15 protein-coding genes are annotated in these 16,994 nt (G+C 67.8%); 8 read left to right on the top strand and 7 right to left on the bottom strand.

The genetic code is table 11. The features are described 5' to 3' along the window. The first annotated feature begins 24 nt into the window (after positions 1–24). A complete protein-coding gene (locus tag LZ686_RS13620) occupies positions 25–1,017 on the top strand; it encodes an aldose epimerase family protein (RefSeq protein WP_349548143.1) in 993 nt (330 codons plus the stop codon). Here LZ686_RS13620 and LZ686_RS13625 read toward each other — a convergent pair. Genes LZ686_RS13625 through LZ686_RS13645 form a run of 5 tightly spaced genes read right to left on the bottom strand, consistent with a single transcriptional unit; the run spans position 1,014 to position 7,115 of the window. Then, positions 1,014–3,209 (bottom strand): glycoside hydrolase family 2 protein, encoded by a 2,196-nt coding sequence (locus LZ686_RS13625; protein ID WP_349548144.1) that lies wholly within the window; start codon positions 3,207–3,209, stop codon positions 1,014–1,016. The genes LZ686_RS13620 and LZ686_RS13625 overlap by 4 nt on opposite strands. A gap of 2 nt (positions 3,210–3,211) precedes the next feature. Beyond that, the gene (gene dgoD, locus LZ686_RS13630; protein ID WP_349548145.1) at positions 3,212–4,360 is read right to left on the bottom strand and encodes a galactonate dehydratase; all 1,149 of its coding nucleotides are present in this window, start codon (positions 4,358–4,360) and stop codon (positions 3,212–3,214) included. Position 4,361: 1 nt separating this feature from the next. Then, positions 4,362–5,264 (bottom strand): Gfo/Idh/MocA family protein, encoded by a 903-nt coding sequence (locus LZ686_RS13635; protein ID WP_349548146.1) that lies wholly within the window; start codon positions 5,262–5,264, stop codon positions 4,362–4,364. Then, a complete protein-coding gene (locus tag LZ686_RS13640) occupies positions 5,261–6,316 on the bottom strand; it encodes an ABC transporter ATP-binding protein (RefSeq protein ID WP_127899471.1) in 1,056 nt (351 codons plus the stop codon). The genes LZ686_RS13635 and LZ686_RS13640 overlap by 4 nt, the downstream gene beginning before the upstream one ends. Before the next feature lie 7 nt (positions 6,317–6,323). Further along, positions 6,324–7,115, bottom strand: a complete 792-nt coding sequence (locus LZ686_RS13645) for an IclR family transcriptional regulator (protein ID WP_127899557.1) — start codon at positions 7,113–7,115, stop codon at positions 6,324–6,326. Positions 7,116–7,220: 105 nt separating this feature from the next. Here LZ686_RS13645 and LZ686_RS13650 point away from each other — a divergent pair, with 105 nt between their 5' ends. Genes LZ686_RS13650 through LZ686_RS13680 form a run of 7 tightly spaced genes read left to right on the top strand, consistent with a single transcriptional unit; the run spans position 7,221 to position 14,636 of the window. Further along, positions 7,221–8,456 (top strand): ABC transporter substrate-binding protein, encoded by a 1,236-nt coding sequence (locus tag LZ686_RS13650; RefSeq protein ID WP_349548147.1) that lies wholly within the window; start codon positions 7,221–7,223, stop codon positions 8,454–8,456. 60 nt (positions 8,457–8,516) lie between these two features. Beyond that, complete coding sequence (locus LZ686_RS13655; RefSeq protein ID WP_349548148.1) at positions 8,517–9,422, top strand: carbohydrate ABC transporter permease; 906 nt, start codon at positions 8,517–8,519, stop codon at positions 9,420–9,422. A 3-nt stretch (positions 9,423–9,425) separates the two neighbouring features. Then, positions 9,426–10,271, top strand: coding sequence for a carbohydrate ABC transporter permease (locus tag LZ686_RS13660; RefSeq protein WP_127899469.1), 846 nt, complete (start codon positions 9,426–9,428; stop codon positions 10,269–10,271). Beyond that, positions 10,268–12,310 (top strand): alpha-galactosidase, encoded by a 2,043-nt coding sequence (locus tag LZ686_RS13665; protein ID WP_349548149.1) that lies wholly within the window; start codon positions 10,268–10,270, stop codon positions 12,308–12,310. Before LZ686_RS13660 ends, LZ686_RS13665 begins: the two co-directional genes overlap by 4 nt. Continuing rightward, entirely contained in the window at positions 12,307–13,188 is an 882-nt protein-coding gene (locus LZ686_RS13670; RefSeq protein WP_349548150.1) for a 2-dehydro-3-deoxygalactonokinase, read from the top strand. Before LZ686_RS13665 ends, LZ686_RS13670 begins: the two co-directional genes overlap by 4 nt. 3 nt (positions 13,189–13,191) lie before the next feature. Then, positions 13,192–13,794 carry a 2-dehydro-3-deoxy-6-phosphogalactonate aldolase gene (locus LZ686_RS13675; protein WP_349548151.1) on the top strand — a complete coding sequence of 201 codons (603 nt, stop codon included), beginning with the start codon at positions 13,192–13,194 and terminating at the stop codon, positions 13,792–13,794. Further along, positions 13,791–14,636 (top strand): SMP-30/gluconolactonase/LRE family protein, encoded by an 846-nt coding sequence (locus LZ686_RS13680; protein WP_349548152.1) that lies wholly within the window; start codon positions 13,791–13,793, stop codon positions 14,634–14,636. Before LZ686_RS13675 ends, LZ686_RS13680 begins: the two co-directional genes overlap by 4 nt. On the opposite strand, the gene LZ686_RS13685 is transcribed toward LZ686_RS13680, so the two are convergent. Both LZ686_RS13685 and LZ686_RS13690 read right to left on the bottom strand, forming a co-directional pair. Further along, positions 14,633–15,724, bottom strand: a complete 1,092-nt coding sequence (locus tag LZ686_RS13685) for an FAD-binding oxidoreductase (RefSeq protein ID WP_045999823.1) — start codon at positions 15,722–15,724, stop codon at positions 14,633–14,635. The two genes, LZ686_RS13680 and LZ686_RS13685, sit on opposite strands and share 4 nt — an antisense overlap. Continuing rightward, on the bottom strand, positions 15,725–16,963 hold the full coding sequence (locus tag LZ686_RS13690; RefSeq protein WP_349548153.1) for an aromatic ring-hydroxylating oxygenase subunit alpha: 1,239 nt from the start codon (positions 16,961–16,963) through the stop codon (positions 15,725–15,727). Between the last annotated feature and the right edge of the window lie 31 nt (positions 16,964–16,994).

Genomic DNA, 16,994 nt, shown 5'->3' on the forward strand with positions numbered 1-16,994 from the left:
GATCGCGCCCAAAGGGGGGATGCGATGATCGACATGGGACAACTGCCCGACGGGCGCAGGGTGCAGGCCGTGGACCTGCAGGCGGGACGGCTGCGCGCGCGCGTGCTGACGCTTGGCGGCATCGTCCAGGACCTGCGCCTGGACGGGATCGACCATCCGCTGGTTCTGGGACATCCCGACCCCGCGACCTATCTGACGGACCCGTTCCGCCATGTGGGCGCGCTGGTCGGGCGTTATGCCAACCGCATCGCGGGTGCGCGCATCCGCCTGTCGGGCCGGGTTCAGGATCTTGACGCGAACGAAGGGCCGAACTGCCTGCATGGCGGCACCGAGGGGGCATCGGTCCGCCTGTGGCGCATCACGCGCGCCGCGCCCGATGCCGTGACCCTTGCCCTCGATTTCGCCGACGGAGAGATGGGCTTTCCCGGCGCGATGCAGGCACTGGCAACCCTGTCGCTTGGCGATCACGACGGCACGGCGTCACTCAGCGTCGTGCTGCAGGCGACGGCCACGCGTCCGACGCCCTGTAACCTGACGCATCACGGCTATTGGACGCTGTCGCCCGATGGGGCCGCGGACCAGATGCTGCAGATCGAGGCCGACCGCTATCTGCCTGTGGACGATGCGCTGATCCCCCTGCCCGATGCCCCGGCCCCGGTGGCGGACACGCGGTTCGATTTCCGCACGGCCCGGCCGCTTGGAGATGCGGGGCCGGACCATTGCTGGTGCCTGGCCGACGGGCATGGCCCCTTGCGGCAGGTGGCCAGCCTGACGGCGCCAGACTTGCGGCTGCGGGTACTGACGACGGCGCCCGGGCTGCAGGTCTATGACGGTGGCCATTTCTCGCAGACGGGCCTTGCCGGCCACCCCGGCCAGATCGCCCGCCCCCAATCCGCCGTCGCGTTCGAGGCGCAGGAATGGCCCGACGCCCCGAACCGCCCCGACTTTCCGCCCACGATCCTGCGTCCCGGCACCGTCTGGCGGACCGAGACGCGCTATCTGCTGGACCGCCCCTAGCCGACCGTGACGGTGGCCACGGCCTCCGCAAACTGCGGATGGCGGGCGGTGATGCGGATCGTCCCCGCCTCGCCCGTCAGGCGCAGCAGCATGCCCGTGGTTCCCCCCTGCAGCATCCGCAGGTCAGGCCCGATCAGGCGCGCGGGGCCGTCCACCGTCACCGCGATCGCCGCATCCAGGAAGGGCAGCCGGTTGCCCGCCTGGTCCAGCGCGCGCAGCATCACCCGCAGGTCGATATCCGCATCCGCAGGCAGCGTGTCGCGGTCGGGCGCGATCTGCAACGTGGTGGGCAGCGGATCGGCCACATAGTCGCGCAGCGCGACCTGTTCGCCGTTTAGCCAGCCGGTGATGCGGCCCGGATGCCAGCTCATGCCCCACTGGCCCAGCTCCTCGGCGCTGATATGGCGGTGGTCGATGATGACCGGCGGATGCGGCAGATGGGGGAACCGCTCTCGGTCGGGGCCGACGCGGCGGGTGACGCCTGCGCATTCGAACTCGACCTCGTCGCAGTTGGTCAGCACGATCAGCGGCAGGACGCCGCCGATGTTGCGTTCGCCCCGTGCCCAGAAGGTGACCGGCTCCATTACGATGCCTTCTGACGGTGGCTTCTGGCTGGCATAGGCATGGGCGGCGAATTTCGGTTCGCGCCAGATGTCCATGACGCCGTGATGGCAGATGCGGTCGCCCGCGCCGAAATCCTTGTGCGTGTTGTAATCGAACATGCACCATCCGATCGACCCCGCGATGCCCGCATCGCCATGGGCGGCGTTCAGCACCTCTAGGTGACGGATCACGTGCTCCATCTGGCGCAGTTCGGGGTCCTGGGCCTTGGTCGGGAACATGTGGCCGTTATATTCGGTGACCAGATAGGGCACCGGCTTCTTGATCCCGGTGACCTCGGCCACGGACCGCAGCGCCTTGCGCGGGCGGTTGATCAGCGGCAGCTCGGATTCGTCCAGGATGAAGTCGTTCATCGTATAAACGTCCTCCAGCATCTCGCTGTCGGTGATGCAGCGCACACCCCCGGTCGCGCGCGTCGGGTCCAGCTCGCGCGCCAGCGCGTTGGTGCGCAGATAGAAATCGTGGTTGTCCGGGCTTTCGTTGATGCGCACACCCCAGATGACGATGCTGGGGTGGTTCCAGTCGCGGGTGATCATCGCGCGGACATTCTCCACGCTGCGATCCTGCCACGCCTGATCGCCGATATGCTGCCAGCCCGGGATTTCCTCGAAGACCAGCAGCCCGATCTCGTCGCAGCGGTCCAGGAACCATGGGCTCTGCGGGTAATGCGAGGTACGCACCATGTTGCAGCCCAGATCGAACCGCATGATCTCGGCGTCGCGTTCCTGCGCATGACGGCCCGCGGCATAGCCCTGATGGGCCCAGCTTTGATGCCGGTTCAACCCGCGGAGCTTCATCGGCTGGCCGTTCAGCAGGAACCCCTGCGGCTTCCACTCCGCTGTGCGGAAGCCGAAGCGATGCGTGGTCACGTCGCCGCTGTCGGGAAGGCTCAATTCCACCGTGTAAAGCTTCGGGTCGTCCGTGGACCACAGCGACAGGCCGGTCAGGCCCGACAGGGTCAGATCCCCCTCGCCCTCCACGACGGCAATCTCACGGTCGCCGTCCAGCAGGCGGGCGCGGACCGGGCCGGGGGCGGTGACCTCGGGGCGGATCACGATAGTCTTGGCGTCCGACAGCGCATCGGGCGTCAGGATGCGCGCATTGGTCAGGTGCCGTTCGGGCAGCACCATCAGCCAGACATCGCGATAGATCCCCGCATAGGTCAGATAGTCGATCTGCGCGCCGAAGGGCGGGATGGCGGGGTTCTCCGACCCGTCGATGCGCACCGTGACCCGGTTGTCGCCGGGGCGCAGATGGTCGGTCAGGTCGGCCACAAAGGGGGTATAGCCGTCGGGATGGGCCACGACCTGCACGCCGTTCACCCAGACCACATTGTCGGCCATGGCCCCGTCAAAGCGCAGCTGCACCCGGCGGCCCGCCCATGCGTCATCCCATGCGATCACGCGCTGATAGGTGAAGGCGCGCTGATAGCAGGTCTCGTCGAAATAGCTCAGCGGCAGGTCGACTGCGTTATGCGGCAGCGTGACCGACGCGCCCGACAGCGGCGCGGCAGGATCGGCCGCGCCTTCGGCAAAGATCCAGCCGTGGTTCAGTTTCTGGACGGTCCGCATGATCACCACTCCGCAAAGCTGCCGTCGGCATGGCGCCAGACGGGGTTGCGCCAGCGGTGCCCTTCGGCGGCCATCTGGCGGACCTTGTCCTCGTTCACCTCGATGCCCAGACCCGGCCCCTGCGGGATCGCGACGAAGCCGTCGTCATAGGCAAAGACCGATGGGTCGGTCAGATAGTCCAGCAGGTCGCTGCCCTGGTTGTAATGGATGCCAAGCGACTGTTCCTGGATGAAGGCGTTGTAGCAGACCGCATCCAGCTGCAGGTTCGCGGCCAGCGCGATGGGGCCGAGCGGACAGTGCAGCGCCAAGGCCACGTCATGCGCCTCGGCCATGGCGGCGATGCGATAGGTCTCGGTGATGCCGCCCGCATGGCTGGGATCGGGCTGGATGATGTCGACGAAACCGCCCTGCAGGATCGCCTTGAAGTCCCACCGGGTATACAGGCGTTCACCCAAGGCGATGGGGGTCGAGCAATGGTTTGCGATCTCGCGCAGCGCCTCGGCATGTTCCGACAGGACCGGTTCCTCGATGAACATCAGGCGGAAGGGCTCCAGCTCCTTGGCCAGCACCTTGGCCATCGGGCGGTGGACGCGGCCGTGGAAGTCGATGCCGATGCCGAAATCGGGGCCCATCTCCTCGCGGATGGCCTGGACGCGCTCCAGGACCTGATCGACCTTGGCGTGGCTGTCGACGAACTGCATCTCCTCGGTGCCGTTCATCTTGACGGCGGTGAAGCCCCGGTCGCCGCAATCGCGCGCCATCCGCGCCGTGTCGCCCGGACGGTCGCCGCCGATCCAGGAATAGACGCGGATCCGGTCGCGCTGCTGGCCGCCCAGCAGGGCATGGACCGGCACGCCCAGATCCTTGCCCTTGATGTCCCACAGCGCCTGGTCGATGCCGGCGATGGCCGACATGTGGATGCCGCCGCCGCGATAGAAGCCCGCGCGATACATCACCGTCCAGTGGTCCTGGATCAGGCGCGGGTCGCGGCCGATCAGGTAATCCGACAACTCCTCGACGCAGGCGGCGACCGAGGCGGCGCGGCCTTCTAGGACGGGTTCGCCCCAACCGCTGATGCCCTCATCCGTGCTGATCTTGACGAAGCACCAGCGGGGCGGAACGATGAAGGTCTCGATGGCGGTGATTTTCATATCAGTCCTCGAAAGCGGGGGCCGCGTGCTGGCGGCCCGTCAGGAAGGCATCGGCAACCAGGCGCAGCGGCGCCAGGTCCAGGTCGCTGCCGCCCGCCGCGACCAGATCGCGGAACCGGGCGTAAAGGCGGGCATATTCGCGGTTCTCACCGGCGGTCTCCAGGCCCGGCGCGGTGAAGCGCGCGCCGCCTTCGGACAGGGTCGCGGGGCCGACATCGGTGTCGAAGGCGATCTGCCAGGTCTCATCCCCCGTCACGCGCCAGTCGAAATGCGCGGCGATGGGATGGCCCGCCTCCAGGCTCAGATCGGCGGCGATGGGGGTCTGGCGGTTCGCGGGGACGTGCAGGTCAGCGCCGACCAGCCGCACGCCGGGGATCAGCGCGGTCAGGATCGACAGCGCGTTGATGCCGGGGTCGAAGACGCCCAGGCCACCGGGCTGCCAGATCCACTCCTGGCCCGGATGCCATTTGCGCACATCCTCGCACCAGTCGATGCGGACGGCGCGGATTCGGGTCGTGGCCAGCCAGTCGCGGGCCGCGTCCACCGCCGCGGCCTCACGCGAGTGCCAGGTGGCGTGGATGGTCACGCCCTGGCGCGCGGCCTCGGCCTCAAGGACGGCCATCTCGGATAGGGTCGCGCCAGGGGGTTTCTCCAGCATCAGGTGGCGGCCCGCGCGCAGCACCGCCATGGCCTGATCGAACCGGGCCTGCGGCGGGGTGCACAGCGACACCGCGTCCACATCGCCCAGCATCTGCGTCACGTCGCGGTGGTTGGCGACGCCTTCCAGCGTGGCGTTGCGGCTGGCGATGGCGGTCAGCGTCAGGCCGTCCGTCGCGGCAATGGCGGGCAGGTGCTGCGCACGCGCGATGGTGCCCAAGCCCACGAGTCCAATGCGCAGGCTCATCTCAGCCGCTGCCCGCTATCCGCGTCGAAGAAGAACGCATCCGCCGCGTCGAAGCTCAGGCCCACGCTGCCGCCGCCGGCCGGGTCCAGCCGCTGCGTCGTCTGCACGATCAGCTTTTCTCCGGTCGGGGCGCGCAGATGGGCATAGGTCGTCCCGCCCAGGTTCTCGGCCAGGTCGATGCGGAAGGGGCCGTGCGGCGTCAGCGTCAGCGCGTCGGGACGCAGCCCGATCTCGACCGCGCGCCCCTCGGTCAGGGTGGGACCGTGGCGGTCCAGCGGCGCGTCAAAGGCCGGGGTGACGACCTGGCCACCCTGCACGCGCCCCGCCACGAAGTTCATCGCCGGGCTGCCGATGAAGCCTGCGACAAAGCGGTTGTCGGGATCGTCGTACAGCTCCATCGGGCTGCCGACCTGCTCGATGCGGCCCGACCGCAGCACGACGATTTTGTCGGCCATGGTCATCGCCTCGACTTGGTCATGGGTGACATAGATCATCGTCGCGCCCAGCTCGCGGTGCAGGCGCGCGATCTCGGCCCGCATCTCGACGCGCAGTTCAGCGTCAAGGTTCGACAGCGGCTCGTCGAACAGGAACACCTTGGGGCCGCGCACGATGGCGCGGCCGATGGCCACGCGCTGACGCTGGCCGCCCGACAGGTTGGCGGGCTTGCGGTCCAGCAGCGGGTCCAGCTTGAGGATGCGGGCCGCCTCGGCCACCTTGGTGGCGATCTGGGCCTTGGGATGGCCGTTCATCTTCAGCCCGAAGCCCATGTTCTGCGCGACCGTCATGTGCGGGTACAGCGCATAGGTCTGGAACACCATCGCCACGCCCCGGTCAGCCGGGTCGGCATCGGTGACGTCCTGGTTCTCGATCATGATCTGGCCGGCGCTGGTCTCCTCCAGCCCCGCGATCATGCGCAGCAGGGTCGATTTCCCGCAGCCCGAGGGGCCGACGAAAACGCAGAACTCTCCCTGCCTGACTTGCAGGTCGACGCCGTGGATGACCCGCACGGGGCCGAAATCCTTGGTGACGCGGCTTAGCTGGACGCCGGACATGGCAACCTCATGCTTGCTTGTGTTCGGGGAACCGCCAGGTGTCGGCGGTCGCGGCGATCTGCGCCGCAGCCTGGGTCACGGGGCCTGCCAGCGACAGAAGCTGGTCGCGGCTGGTCGTGGCCGTCGTGGTCGTCACCGAGATCGCGCCCAGGATGCGCCCGGTCCCCGACAGGATGGGGGCGGCAAGGCAGGCGATGCCGGTCTCGTGTTCCTCGTCGTCCAGCGCATAGCCGCGCTGGCGGATGCGGACCAGCTCGTCGCGCAAGGCGTCTGGCGTGGTCAGCGTGTTGGGCGTGTGCGCGTGGAAGGACTGCCGCGACAGGGCCGCGGCCAGCTTGTCCTCGGGCAGATGGGCCAGCATCGCCTTGCCCACGCCCGTGCAATAGGCCGGGCCCACCTTGCCGGACTGGGCGAACATCTCGACCGGAAGCTTGGCGTTGCGCTTGTCCACATAGAGGACGGCGCCGTTGTCCAGCTGCGCCAGGTGGATGGTCTGGCCCAGATCGACCGCCAGGCGGTCCAGGACCTGCTGCGCCAAGGGCGCCAGGCTGGACTGCGCCCAGGCCGAATGGGCCAGCCGCACCAGCCGCATGCCGGGCGCATAGGTCTGGCGGTCCTCGTCATAGGCCAGCATGTCCTGATGGGTCAGCGCCTGCAGGAACCGGTACAGCGTCGCCTTGGGAAGGCCCGCGACGGGCAGGATCTCGGCAAAGCGGACGGGGCGGCCGAAGGCGGCGACCAGGTCCAGCACGGCCAGCGTGCGGCCCACCGTGCCATCCGTCGTTTCGCGTCCCTGCACCGTCACATCACCCTCCCCCGTTGTTGACAGGCTATGCGATTCGCAGCATAGTTTCAATATTCAAAACTAAGTTTCAATATATGGAACCAAAATGGGAGGGAGACCATGGTCCATCTGAGAAAAGGGCTGGTGCTGGCGATGCTGCTTGCCACCACCGCCCCCGCCTTCGCGCAAAGCCGGGTGCTGGTGTTCAATACCGATGCGTCCGATCCCGCGCCCAAGGCGGCGTTCGACCAGCTGATCGCGGATTTCGAGGCCGAGTACCCGGAGATCGACGTGCAGGTGAACACGTTCGACCACGAAGGCTATAAGACCGCGATCCGGAACTTCATGACCGCCGACGCGCCGGACCTGGCGAACTGGTACGCGGGCAACCGGATGGGCCCCTTCGTCGAGGCGGGCCAGTTCATGGACGTGTCCGACATCTGGGCCGAGAACAACCTGACCGAGAGCCTGGGATCCGCGCTGTCGTCGATGACCATCGACGGCAAGCAGTGGGGCATCCCCTACACCTATTACCAATGGGGCATCTACACCAACAAGGACGTCTATGCGCAGGTCGGCGTCGAGCCCGCCGCGACCTGGGATGAGTTCATCGCCAATTGCGAGAAGTTCAAGGCCGCGGGCATCGACTGCCTGACCACCGGATCCAAGGCGCTGTGGCCGGTCGCGGGGCTGTTCGACTATCTGTCGCTGCGCACCAACGGCTATGACTGGCACATGCAGCTGACCAACGGGGAAATCCCCTGGACGGATGACAGCGTGCGCGCGGTCTTTGCCGAATTCGCCAAGGTGCTGCCCTATGTCTCGGCCAACCACGCCGCGATCGACTGGCAGGACGCCGTGTCGAACCTGGTCCAGGGCAAGGCCGCGAACTATGTCATGGGCAACTTTGCCGTGGCGGCCTTCAAGGACGGCGGCATGACGGACGAGACCCTGGGCTTCATGCCCTTCCCGACCATCAACCCCGACATCCCGCGCGCCGAGGAGGCGCCGACCGACACGGTCCACATCCCCGCCGCGGCCAAGAACCCCGAGGATGCCAAGCTGTTCCTGGCCTTCATGGCGCGCCCCGACGTGCAGACCAAGATGAACGCCACGCTTGGCCAGCTGCCGATCAACGCCGAAAGCAACGTGGGCGACGACCCGTTCCTGCAGGCGGGCTTCGAGCTGCTGTCCACCGCCGAGGGCGGCATCGCGCAGTTCTTTGACCGCGACGCGCCGCCGGAGATGGCCAAGGCCGGGATGGAGGGGTTCCAGGAATTCATGGTCCGCCCCGAACGCCTGGACGCCATCCTCGAACGGCTGGAGCGTCAGCGCCAGCGCGTCTACGCCCAGTGATCCCGTCGCGGGCGGGGACCTCCCCGCCCGCGCGTTTCCCCGCAAGATGAAGGTGGCACCATGACCGCCCTGCCCGACACCCCCCCGCCGCGCCGCCGGTCCCGGCGTCAGCTGACGCCCTGGCTGTTCCTGGCGCCGGGCCTGCTGATGTTTTCGGTCTACGTGATCATCCCGATCTTCCAGTCGGTCTGGGTCAGCTTCCACGATTGGGACGGGCTGGGCCCGATGACCTGGGTCGGCCTGGCCAATTACGACGAGCTTTGGTGGGACGAGGCCTTCTACACCAGCCTGAAGAACAACGTGATCTGGCTGGCGCTGTATCTGCTGGCGGTGCCCCTGGGGCTGATGATCGCGCTGTTCCTGAACCAGACGATCCGCGGCATCCGCGTCTACAAGTCGCTGTTCTTCTTTCCCTTCGTCATCAGCCAGGTGGTCGTGGGGCTGATCTTTTCGTGGTTCTATGCGCCTGGCTTCGGGCTGCTCTATGCGCTGATCGAATGGGCCACGGGCACGGGCGTCGCGATCCTGGCCGACGAACGCTTCGTCACCTATGGCATCATCGCGGCGGGCCTGTGGCCGCAGATCGCCTATTGCATGATCCTGTACCTGACCGGCCTGAACGCCGTCGCCCCCGACCAGATCGAGGCCGCGCGCCTGGACGGCGCCAAGGGCTGGCGAATGCTGTGGCATGTCGTGCTGCCGCAACTGCGCCCGGCGACCTTCATCGCCGCGGTCGTGACCGTCATCGGTGCGCTGCGCAGCTTCGATCTGGTCAGCATCATGACCTCGGGCGGACCCTTCGGGTCGTCGCGCGTGCTGTCCTATTACATGTACGAACAGGCGCTGTCGGAATACGGCTATCGCATGGGCTACGGCGCGGCCATCGCGGTCGTCCTGTTCGCGATCATGATGATCTTCATCTCGGGCTTCATCTGGAAGATGTGGCGCGACGAGAAAGGGGTCTGACCCATGTTTCCCCGTCCCATCCAGTCGATGTCCCCCGCGGCACAGCGCACCTATAAGATCGTGCTGCCGATCATGCTGGTCCTGTGGCTGCTGCCCCTCTTGGGGGTCGCGATGACCTCGGTCCGCCCGTCGGGCGACCTGGCCGCGGGCAACTACTTCGGCATCCCGTCCCGCTTCGCGTGGGAGAACTATGCCGACGTGTTCCGCAACTCGCCCCTGGCGCAGTACCTGTGGAACAGCTTCCGCATCACCATTCCGGTGATGATCGGCGCGGTAGGGCTGTCCTGCCTGACCGGATTCGCGCTGGCGGTCTACAAGTTCCGCCTGTCGCTGGTGGTGTTCTTCATGTTCGTCGCTGGCAATTTCGTGCCGTTCCAGATCCTGATGGTGCCGGTGCGCGACCTGACGGTGGACATGGGACTGTACAACACCATCACCGGCCTGGCGCTGTTCCACATCGCCTTCCAGACCGGGTTCTGCACGCTGTTCATGCGCAACTTCATCAAGGCGCTGCCACGCGAACTGATCGAGGCCGCCCGTGTCGAAGGCGTCACCGAATGGCAGATCTTCTGGCATATCGTGCTGCCGCTGGTGCGGCCCGCCATCGCGGCGCTGTCGGTCCTGGTCTTCACCTTCATCTGGAACGACTATTTCTGGGCGATGGTGCTGACCACGGGTGCGGACACGCAGCCGGTGACGGCGGGGCTTAACAGCCTGAACGGCCAGTGGATCGCCGCATGGCACCTGGTCAGCGCAGGCTCGATCCTGGCCGCCCTGCCGCCCGTGCTGATGTTCTTCCTGATGCAGCGGCATTTCATTGCCGGACTGACCCTGGGCGCGGTGAAATGAGGCTCTGGCGCATCGACACGACCGCCCAGACCATGGTCCTGGGCAGCGACGGCGGCATAGCCTGCTGCCACTACTGGGGCGCGCCCCTGCCCGGCGACACCGACCTGGACGCGCTGGTCGCGGCGGCGGCGGGCGGCATCACCGGCGGCATGCTGGACGCCCTGCCGCCCCTGTCGCTGGTCCCCGAGGCGCGGCGCAGCTTTCCGGGCCAGCCGGGGCTGGTCGCGTTCCAGAACGGCCTGCCGCTGGAGCCGGACTGGCGCCTCGACAGCGCGGATCAGGGCGACGCGCTGACCCTGCGCCATGTCGCGCCCGGCCTGCGGCTGGACATCACCATCCGTGCGATGGATCACGGGCTGATCGGCCTGCGCGCGCGGCTGTCGTCCGACGCCGCGGTGACGCTGCACCATCTGGCGCTGGCCCTGCCGGTCCCCGCCCATCTGTCCGACCTGACCGAACTGGCGGGGCGCTGGACGCGGGAGTTCCAGCCGGTGACGACCGCGCTGGACCACGGCGCGCGCCTGCGCGACGCGCGAACCGGCCGGTCTGGGCACGAACATCCGCCGCATCTGTGGCTGACCGCCCCCGGCACCACCAACACCGGCGGAGAGGTAGTGGCCCTGCATTACGGCTGGTCCGGCGGCCACCGGATGCTGGTCGAGGCCCTGCCCGACGGCCGCCGCCAGATCCAGCTGGGCCATTGCTCGGGGTCGGAACGCGCACCCGGCATGGTCTTCGAGACGGCCGAGATCTGGCTGGCGCGCGGCGATCGGGGCCTGAACAGCGTGGCGGTCCCCTTTCAGCGCACCATCCGCGATGCCCTGCCCCCCGCGCGCCGGCCCCGCCCCGTGCATTACAACGGGTGGGAGGCGATCTATTTCCGCCACGACGCCACCGAACTGGCCCAGATCGCCGAACGCGCCGCGGCCCTTGGCGCGGAACGGTTCGTGCTGGACGACGGCTGGTTCGGGCGGCGCGACGACGACAGCTCGTCCCTGGGCGACTGGACCATCGACCCGCGCAAGCATCCCCAGGGGTTCAAGCCGCTGATCGACAAGCTCCGTGCGCTGAAGATGTGCTTTGGCCTGTGGTTCGAGCCCGAGATGATCAACGAGGACAGCGACCTCTATCGCGCCCATCCGGACTGGGTGCTGGGCCCCGCGGACCAGATCCGCGGGCGCAGCCAGCTGCACCTGGACATGGCCCGCGACGACGTGCGCGACCATCTGTTCGACCGCATCGGCGGCATCCTGGGCGCTTGGGACATCGACTATGTCAAATGGGATCACAATCGGCTGACGCCCTTTCCCGATGCCGCGCAGACGCGCGGCGTCTATGCGCTGTTCGACCGGCTGCGCGCGGCCCATCCCCAGGTGGAATTCGAAAGCTGCGCGTCGGGCGGGGGCCGCATCGACGCGGGCATCCTGACCCGCTGCGGTCGGGTCTGGCTGTCCGACAGCAACGACGCGATCGAACGCCTGCGCATCCAGCATCACGCGGCGATGCTGCTGCCCGCCTGCGTCACGGGCAGCCATGTCGGCCCGCGCGAGTGCCACACCTCGGGGCGCGTCCTGCCCATGGCCCTGCGCGCCTGGACCGCGGCACAGCGGCACATGGGGTTCGAGATGGACCCGCGTGAACTGACCACCGCCGAGGCCAGGACGCTGACCTGCGTCACCACCTGGTGGAAGGCCAACCGCGACTGGATGATGGCAGGCGACATCTGGCGGCTGGACCGCCCTGCGGGCAGCCTGGCCGAGATGCAGCTGGCCGCCGACGGCAGCCGCATGGTGGTCTTTGCCGCACAGATCGACGCCCCCGTCGCGTTGCAGCCGCCGCTGCTGCGTCTGACCGGGTTGGACCCGCAGGCGCGCTATCGTCTGACGATGCTGGAACATCCCGTGGGTCACCACAGTTCCTCTGTTGCGCTGTCGCGGGGTGCGGTGACCCTGAACGGTGCGGCGCTGATGGCGCAGGGCGTGGCCCTGCCCCCCGCCTTTCCGCAAACCATCGCCGTGATCGAAGGGACGCGCCTGTGACGATAGACTGGATTGCCGCCGATTGGGGCACCACCAACCTGCGGCTGTGGGCCATGTCCGGCCGCACCGTGGTCGAGGCCCGCGACAGCGATCAGGGCATGGGCGGCTTGACCCCTGACCGCTTTGCGGGCGTGCTGGCGCAGGCGACCCAAGGGTGGCCCGCCGTGCCGGTCATCGCCTGCGGCATGGTCGGATCGCGCCAGGGCTGGGTCGAGGCGCCCTATGCGCCCGTCCCCTGCCCCGCCACCCCGCGCATGGTCGCGGTGCCCGGCGATCCGGGCGGCCGGCCCGTGCGGGTCATCTGCGGTGTCCGTCAGGACGACCCTGCAGATGTCATGCGCGGAGAGGAGACCCAGATCGCGGGCCTTCTGGCGCTGGACCCGGACTTTGACGGGATCGCCTGCCTGCCGGGCACGCATACGAAATGGGTCCGCATCTCGGCCGGTGAGATCTGCAACTTCAAAAGCTTCATGACCGGTGAACTGTTCGGCCTGATCGCCAACCAGTCGGTCCTGCGCCATTCGGTGGGCGAGGGCGACTGCGATCCCGCACTGTTCCGCAACGCGGTGTCGGATGCGATGAGCCGCCCAGAGCGCGGCTATGCGGGCTTGTTCCAGCTGCGCGCGGAATCGCTTCTGTCCGGGCTGGACCCGGCCGCGGCACGCGCACGCCTGTCGGGTACGCTGATCGGGTGGGAGATGGCCGCGGCCCGGCCCTGGTGGCTGGGATCGCAGGTCACCATCATCGGCGCCCCCGCCCTGTCGGCGCTTTACGCCGATGCGCTGGCCGCGCAGGGCGTCCCCGCCGCGCGCATGTCGGTCCAGGACGCCACACTGGCTGGCCTGTCCGCGGCCCATCGTCAATTTCTGCAAGGATAATCCATGTCCCGTCCCCTGATCGCCATCCTTCGCGGCCTGACGCCGCAGGACGCCCGCGCCGTCGGCCATGCCCTGATCCAGGCCGGCATCACCCGGCTGGAGGTGCCGCTGAACTCTCCGGACCCGCTGGACAGCATCCGCATCCTGTCGCGCGAATTCGGTGATGCCGCACAGATCGGCGCGGGCACCGTGCTGACGCCCGACCAGGTGCAGGCGGTCCGCGATGCGGGCGGGCGGATGGTCCTGTCGCCCAATTGCGACACGGGCGTGATCCGCGCCACCGTGGAGGCGGGCATGGCCAGCTATCCCGGTGTCATGACCCCGACCGAGGCCTTTGCCGCGCTGGCGGCGGGCGCCACCGGCCTGAAGCTGTTTCCCGGAGAGCTGATCGGTCCCACGGGCCTGCGTGCCATGCGCGCGGTCCTGCCCGCGGGAACCGACTGCTGGGCCGTGGGCGGCGTGTCGGTGGACAACATGGCCGAATGGCGCCGTGCCGGGGCCGCGGGCTTCGGGATCGGATCCAGCCTGTACAAGCCCGGCGACAGTGCCGACACCGTGGCCGCCAAGGCCGCTGCCATCGTCGCCGCATGGGAGGCCAGCGCATGATCTTTGACGACACCCCCTGCACCCTGGGCGAAGGCGCCCTGTGGCATCCCGACCGCCAATCGCTGATCTGGTTCGACATCATCGGTCGCCGCATGTTCGAAAAGCCGATGGACGGCGCGCGGCGTTACTGGGACTTTGCCGATCCCGTCTCGGCCGCGGGGATCGTCGATGCAGACCGGATCATCGTGGCGTCCAGCCGGGCGCTGTCGCTGGTGGATCTGCGCGACGGTGCGGCACAGGTCCTGGTGCCGCTGGAGGCCGACAACGCCGTGACGCGCAGCAACGATGGCCGTGCCGACCCGCAGGGCGGGTTCTGGATCGGGACGATGGGGCTGAACGCGGAACCCGATGCCGGGTCGATCTGGCGGTTCCACCGCGGAGAGCTGCGCCGCCTGTTCCCCGACATCACCATCACCAACGCGATCTGCTTTTCGCCCGAAGGCGATCTGGCGCATTTCGCCGATACCGACCGCTCGACCATCTGGCAGGTTCGGCTGGACCGCGACGGCTGGCCCGCGGGCGATCCGCAGGTGTTCATCGACCTGAACGCCGAAGGGCTGAACCCCGACGGCGCGGTCATCGACGCCCAAGGCGGGCTGTGGTCGGCGCAATGGGGCGCGGGGCGTGTCGCGCGCTATGACCGGCAGGGCCGCTTTGACCGGGCGATCGATCTGCCCGCGCCGCACGTCTCCTGCCCGGCCTTCGGCGGCGCGGACATGACGACGCTGTTCGCGACGACCGCACGGCAGGGGCTGGACGATCCGCGCGACGCGGACGGCTGCACCTATGCGGTTCCCGCAGGCGTCACGGGCCAGCAGGAGCATCGGGTCATCCTGGGCTAGACCTCGACGGTGATCCGCCCCATCGGGTTCGAACAGCAGGCCAGGATCCAGCCCTCGGCGATGTCCTCATCGCTGATGCCGCCGTTATGGACCATGTGGACCTCTCCGGCGGTCTTGCGGATCTTGCAGGTGCCGCACAGGCCGAAGGTGCAGCCGGACGGAATGTTCAGCCCCGCCCGCTTGGCCACCGCCAGAACCGTGTCGGTTTCCGCGCAGGATGCCGTCACGCCGCTGGAGGCGAAGGTCACCTGGGCGCTGGCATCGTCGGCCGGGGTGACATCCTCAATGACCGGGGCCTCGGCCTCGGTGGCGACGGGGGCGCCGAAGCTTTCCTGGTGATAGCGCTCCATGTCGTAACCAAGCGAGATCAGCATCTCGCGAACGGCCTGCATGAACGGCTCGGGGCCGCAGCAGAACACTTCGCGGTCCAGATAGTCGGGGGCCATCAGGCCCAGCATCAGGCTGTTCAACCGCCCCTGATAGCCGTGCCAGACGCGGAACGGTTCGGGCTGTTCGACGGTCAGGCGCAGCTGCAGGCCGGGCACGCGGGCGACGTAATGTTCCAGCTGGTCGCGGAAGATGATGTCGGACGGACGCTGCGCGGCATGGACGAAGACGATGTCGGTGTCCTGCGCCCGGTCCCAGGCCCAGGTGGTCATGGACATCATCGGCGTGATCCCCGACCCGGCCGAGATGAACAGGTATTTCGCCGCCGGATGGCGGTGAAAGCTGAAGATGCCGTTCGGGCCGAAGGCGCGGATCCGCATGCCGGGCTTGAGGTGGTCCAGCATCCAGCGCGTGCCGATCGAGGTCGACTGCGCCTTGACCGTGACCGAGATCGACAGCGGCCGCGACGGCGACGAGCTGATCGTGTAGGTCCGCTGGACGTTGCCGGCCGCCCCCTTGGCGGGATCGACGGGCAGGTCCAACGTCACGAACTGGCCGGGCTGATAGTCGAACCATGCGCCAGACGGCGCCCGGAAGATAAAGGTCGAGGTGTCGCGCGTCTCGGGCACGACCATGACGCATTCCAGCGGCTCGTCATCGGACCACGGCTCGGCGGCCCAGTTCACGCGGGGCTTGGCCATCTATTCGGCCGCCTGCCGCATCCCGAGGCGTGATGCCATCAACCCGCAATACCAGTCGATCAGGTGGATCACACCAGCCTCCTGCGTGGGGGAATAGGGGCCGGGCTCGTAGGCGGGGGACAGGATGCCGGCCTGGTTTTCCTCGACCACCTGGCGGTCCTCGTCATTGGTGTTCAGCCAGACGCGGGTCAGGGTCTCGAGGTCGTAATCGACGCCTTCGACCGCGTCCTTGTGGACCAGCCAATTGGTCGTGACCTCGGTCTCGGTCGGGCTGATCGGCAGGATGCGGAAGACGATGGCGTGATCGGGCAGGAAGTGGTTCCAGGACGAGGGGAAGTGATAGAACATCAGGCTGCCCGCGTCATTCCAGGGCATCGTGCCCATGCGCCGCGCCACCGCGGCCTTGCCGGACATGGTGAAGCTTTCCTGATGGTCCATCAGTGGCACCCGCGCCATGCGCCACTGCATGTCGGGCGCGTTGACGAAGCGGGCGGGCAGACCGGCGGCGTCGCAGCGGTCCCAATGGGCCAGGATCTCGGGCGAGGCCGCGTTCGGCCCTTCCATCACCGTCATCAGCGGATCGTCGGAATAGGTCCGGCACAGCGACGGATGGCTGCCGCTGCAGTGATAGCATTCCCGGTTGTTCTCCATCACCAGCTTCCAGTTGCCCTTCTCGACGATGGTCGAGCTGAAGGCGATCTTGGCATCGGCCAGCCCCGAGGGCGCGGCATAGCGGGTCAGGTTGGCGGCCAGTTCGTTGATGGCGGGGGGCACCTGGGCCAGGCAGATGAAGATCATGCCGTTCAGGTCCACGCAATGAACCGGCTTGAGGCTGTATTTCGAGGGGTCGAACTCGGGGCCCATGTCGCGCGCGAACAGCAGCTTGCCGTTCAGGTCGTAGGTCCACTGGTGATACGGACAGACCAGCTTGGGATTGGTCCCGTTCGATTTGGCGCACAGACGCTGGCCGCGGTGGCGGCAGACGTTGTGGAAGGCACGGATGCGGCCGTCTGCGCCGCGGGTGACGATGACCGGATACTGGCCGACCTGCATGGTGATGTAGCTGCCGGTCTTGGGCAGCTCGCAACTGGGACCGGCGAACAGCCATTCCCGGTACCAGATCTGCTCCAGGTCGTCTTGGAAGGCCTGTTCGCCGCAATACAGGTCGCGGGGAAGCGCGTGGCCGGGAAGACGGGCGGCGATCAGCTGGGCTGTGGTCAAGTCGGAGGTCTGGGTCATGGCGCTGCTCGGGGGTCCGGGGTGGCTTTCG

Origin of the sequence: Paracoccus sp. NFXS7 (genome assembly GCF_040148865.1) — a bacterium.
Taxonomy (GTDB): Bacteria; Pseudomonadota; Alphaproteobacteria; order Rhodobacterales; family Rhodobacteraceae; genus Paracoccus; species Paracoccus marcusii.

Excerpts from the sequence above, each read along its gene's own strand:
- LZ686_RS13660 (WP_127899469.1), top strand. The coding sequence starts at position 9,426 with ATGTTTCCCCGTCCCATCCAGTCGATGTCCCCCGCGGCACAGCGCACC.
- dgoD (WP_349548145.1), bottom strand. The coding sequence starts at position 4,360 with ATGAAAATCACCGCCATCGAGACCTTCATCGTTCCGCCCCGCTGGTGC.
- LZ686_RS13685 (WP_045999823.1), bottom strand. The coding sequence starts at position 15,724 with ATGGCCAAGCCCCGCGTGAACTGGGCCGCCGAGCCGTGGTCCGATGAC.
- LZ686_RS13650 (WP_349548147.1), top strand. The coding sequence starts at position 7,221 with ATGGTCCATCTGAGAAAAGGGCTGGTGCTGGCGATGCTGCTTGCCACC.
- LZ686_RS13640 (WP_127899471.1), bottom strand. The coding sequence starts at position 6,316 with ATGTCCGGCGTCCAGCTAAGCCGCGTCACCAAGGATTTCGGCCCCGTG.
- LZ686_RS13675 (WP_349548151.1), top strand. The coding sequence starts at position 13,192 with ATGTCCCGTCCCCTGATCGCCATCCTTCGCGGCCTGACGCCGCAGGAC.
- LZ686_RS13625 (WP_349548144.1), bottom strand. The coding sequence starts at position 3,209 with ATGCGGACCGTCCAGAAACTGAACCACGGCTGGATCTTTGCCGAAGGC.
- LZ686_RS13655 (WP_349548148.1), top strand. The coding sequence starts at position 8,517 with ATGACCGCCCTGCCCGACACCCCCCCGCCGCGCCGCCGGTCCCGGCGT.
- LZ686_RS13690 (WP_349548153.1), bottom strand. The coding sequence starts at position 16,963 with ATGACCCAGACCTCCGACTTGACCACAGCCCAGCTGATCGCCGCCCGT.
- LZ686_RS13620 (WP_349548143.1), top strand. The coding sequence starts at position 25 with ATGATCGACATGGGACAACTGCCCGACGGGCGCAGGGTGCAGGCCGTG.
- LZ686_RS13665 (WP_349548149.1), top strand. The coding sequence starts at position 10,268 with ATGAGGCTCTGGCGCATCGACACGACCGCCCAGACCATGGTCCTGGGC.
- LZ686_RS13635 (WP_349548146.1), bottom strand. The coding sequence starts at position 5,264 with ATGAGCCTGCGCATTGGACTCGTGGGCTTGGGCACCATCGCGCGTGCG.
- LZ686_RS13680 (WP_349548152.1), top strand. The coding sequence starts at position 13,791 with ATGATCTTTGACGACACCCCCTGCACCCTGGGCGAAGGCGCCCTGTGG.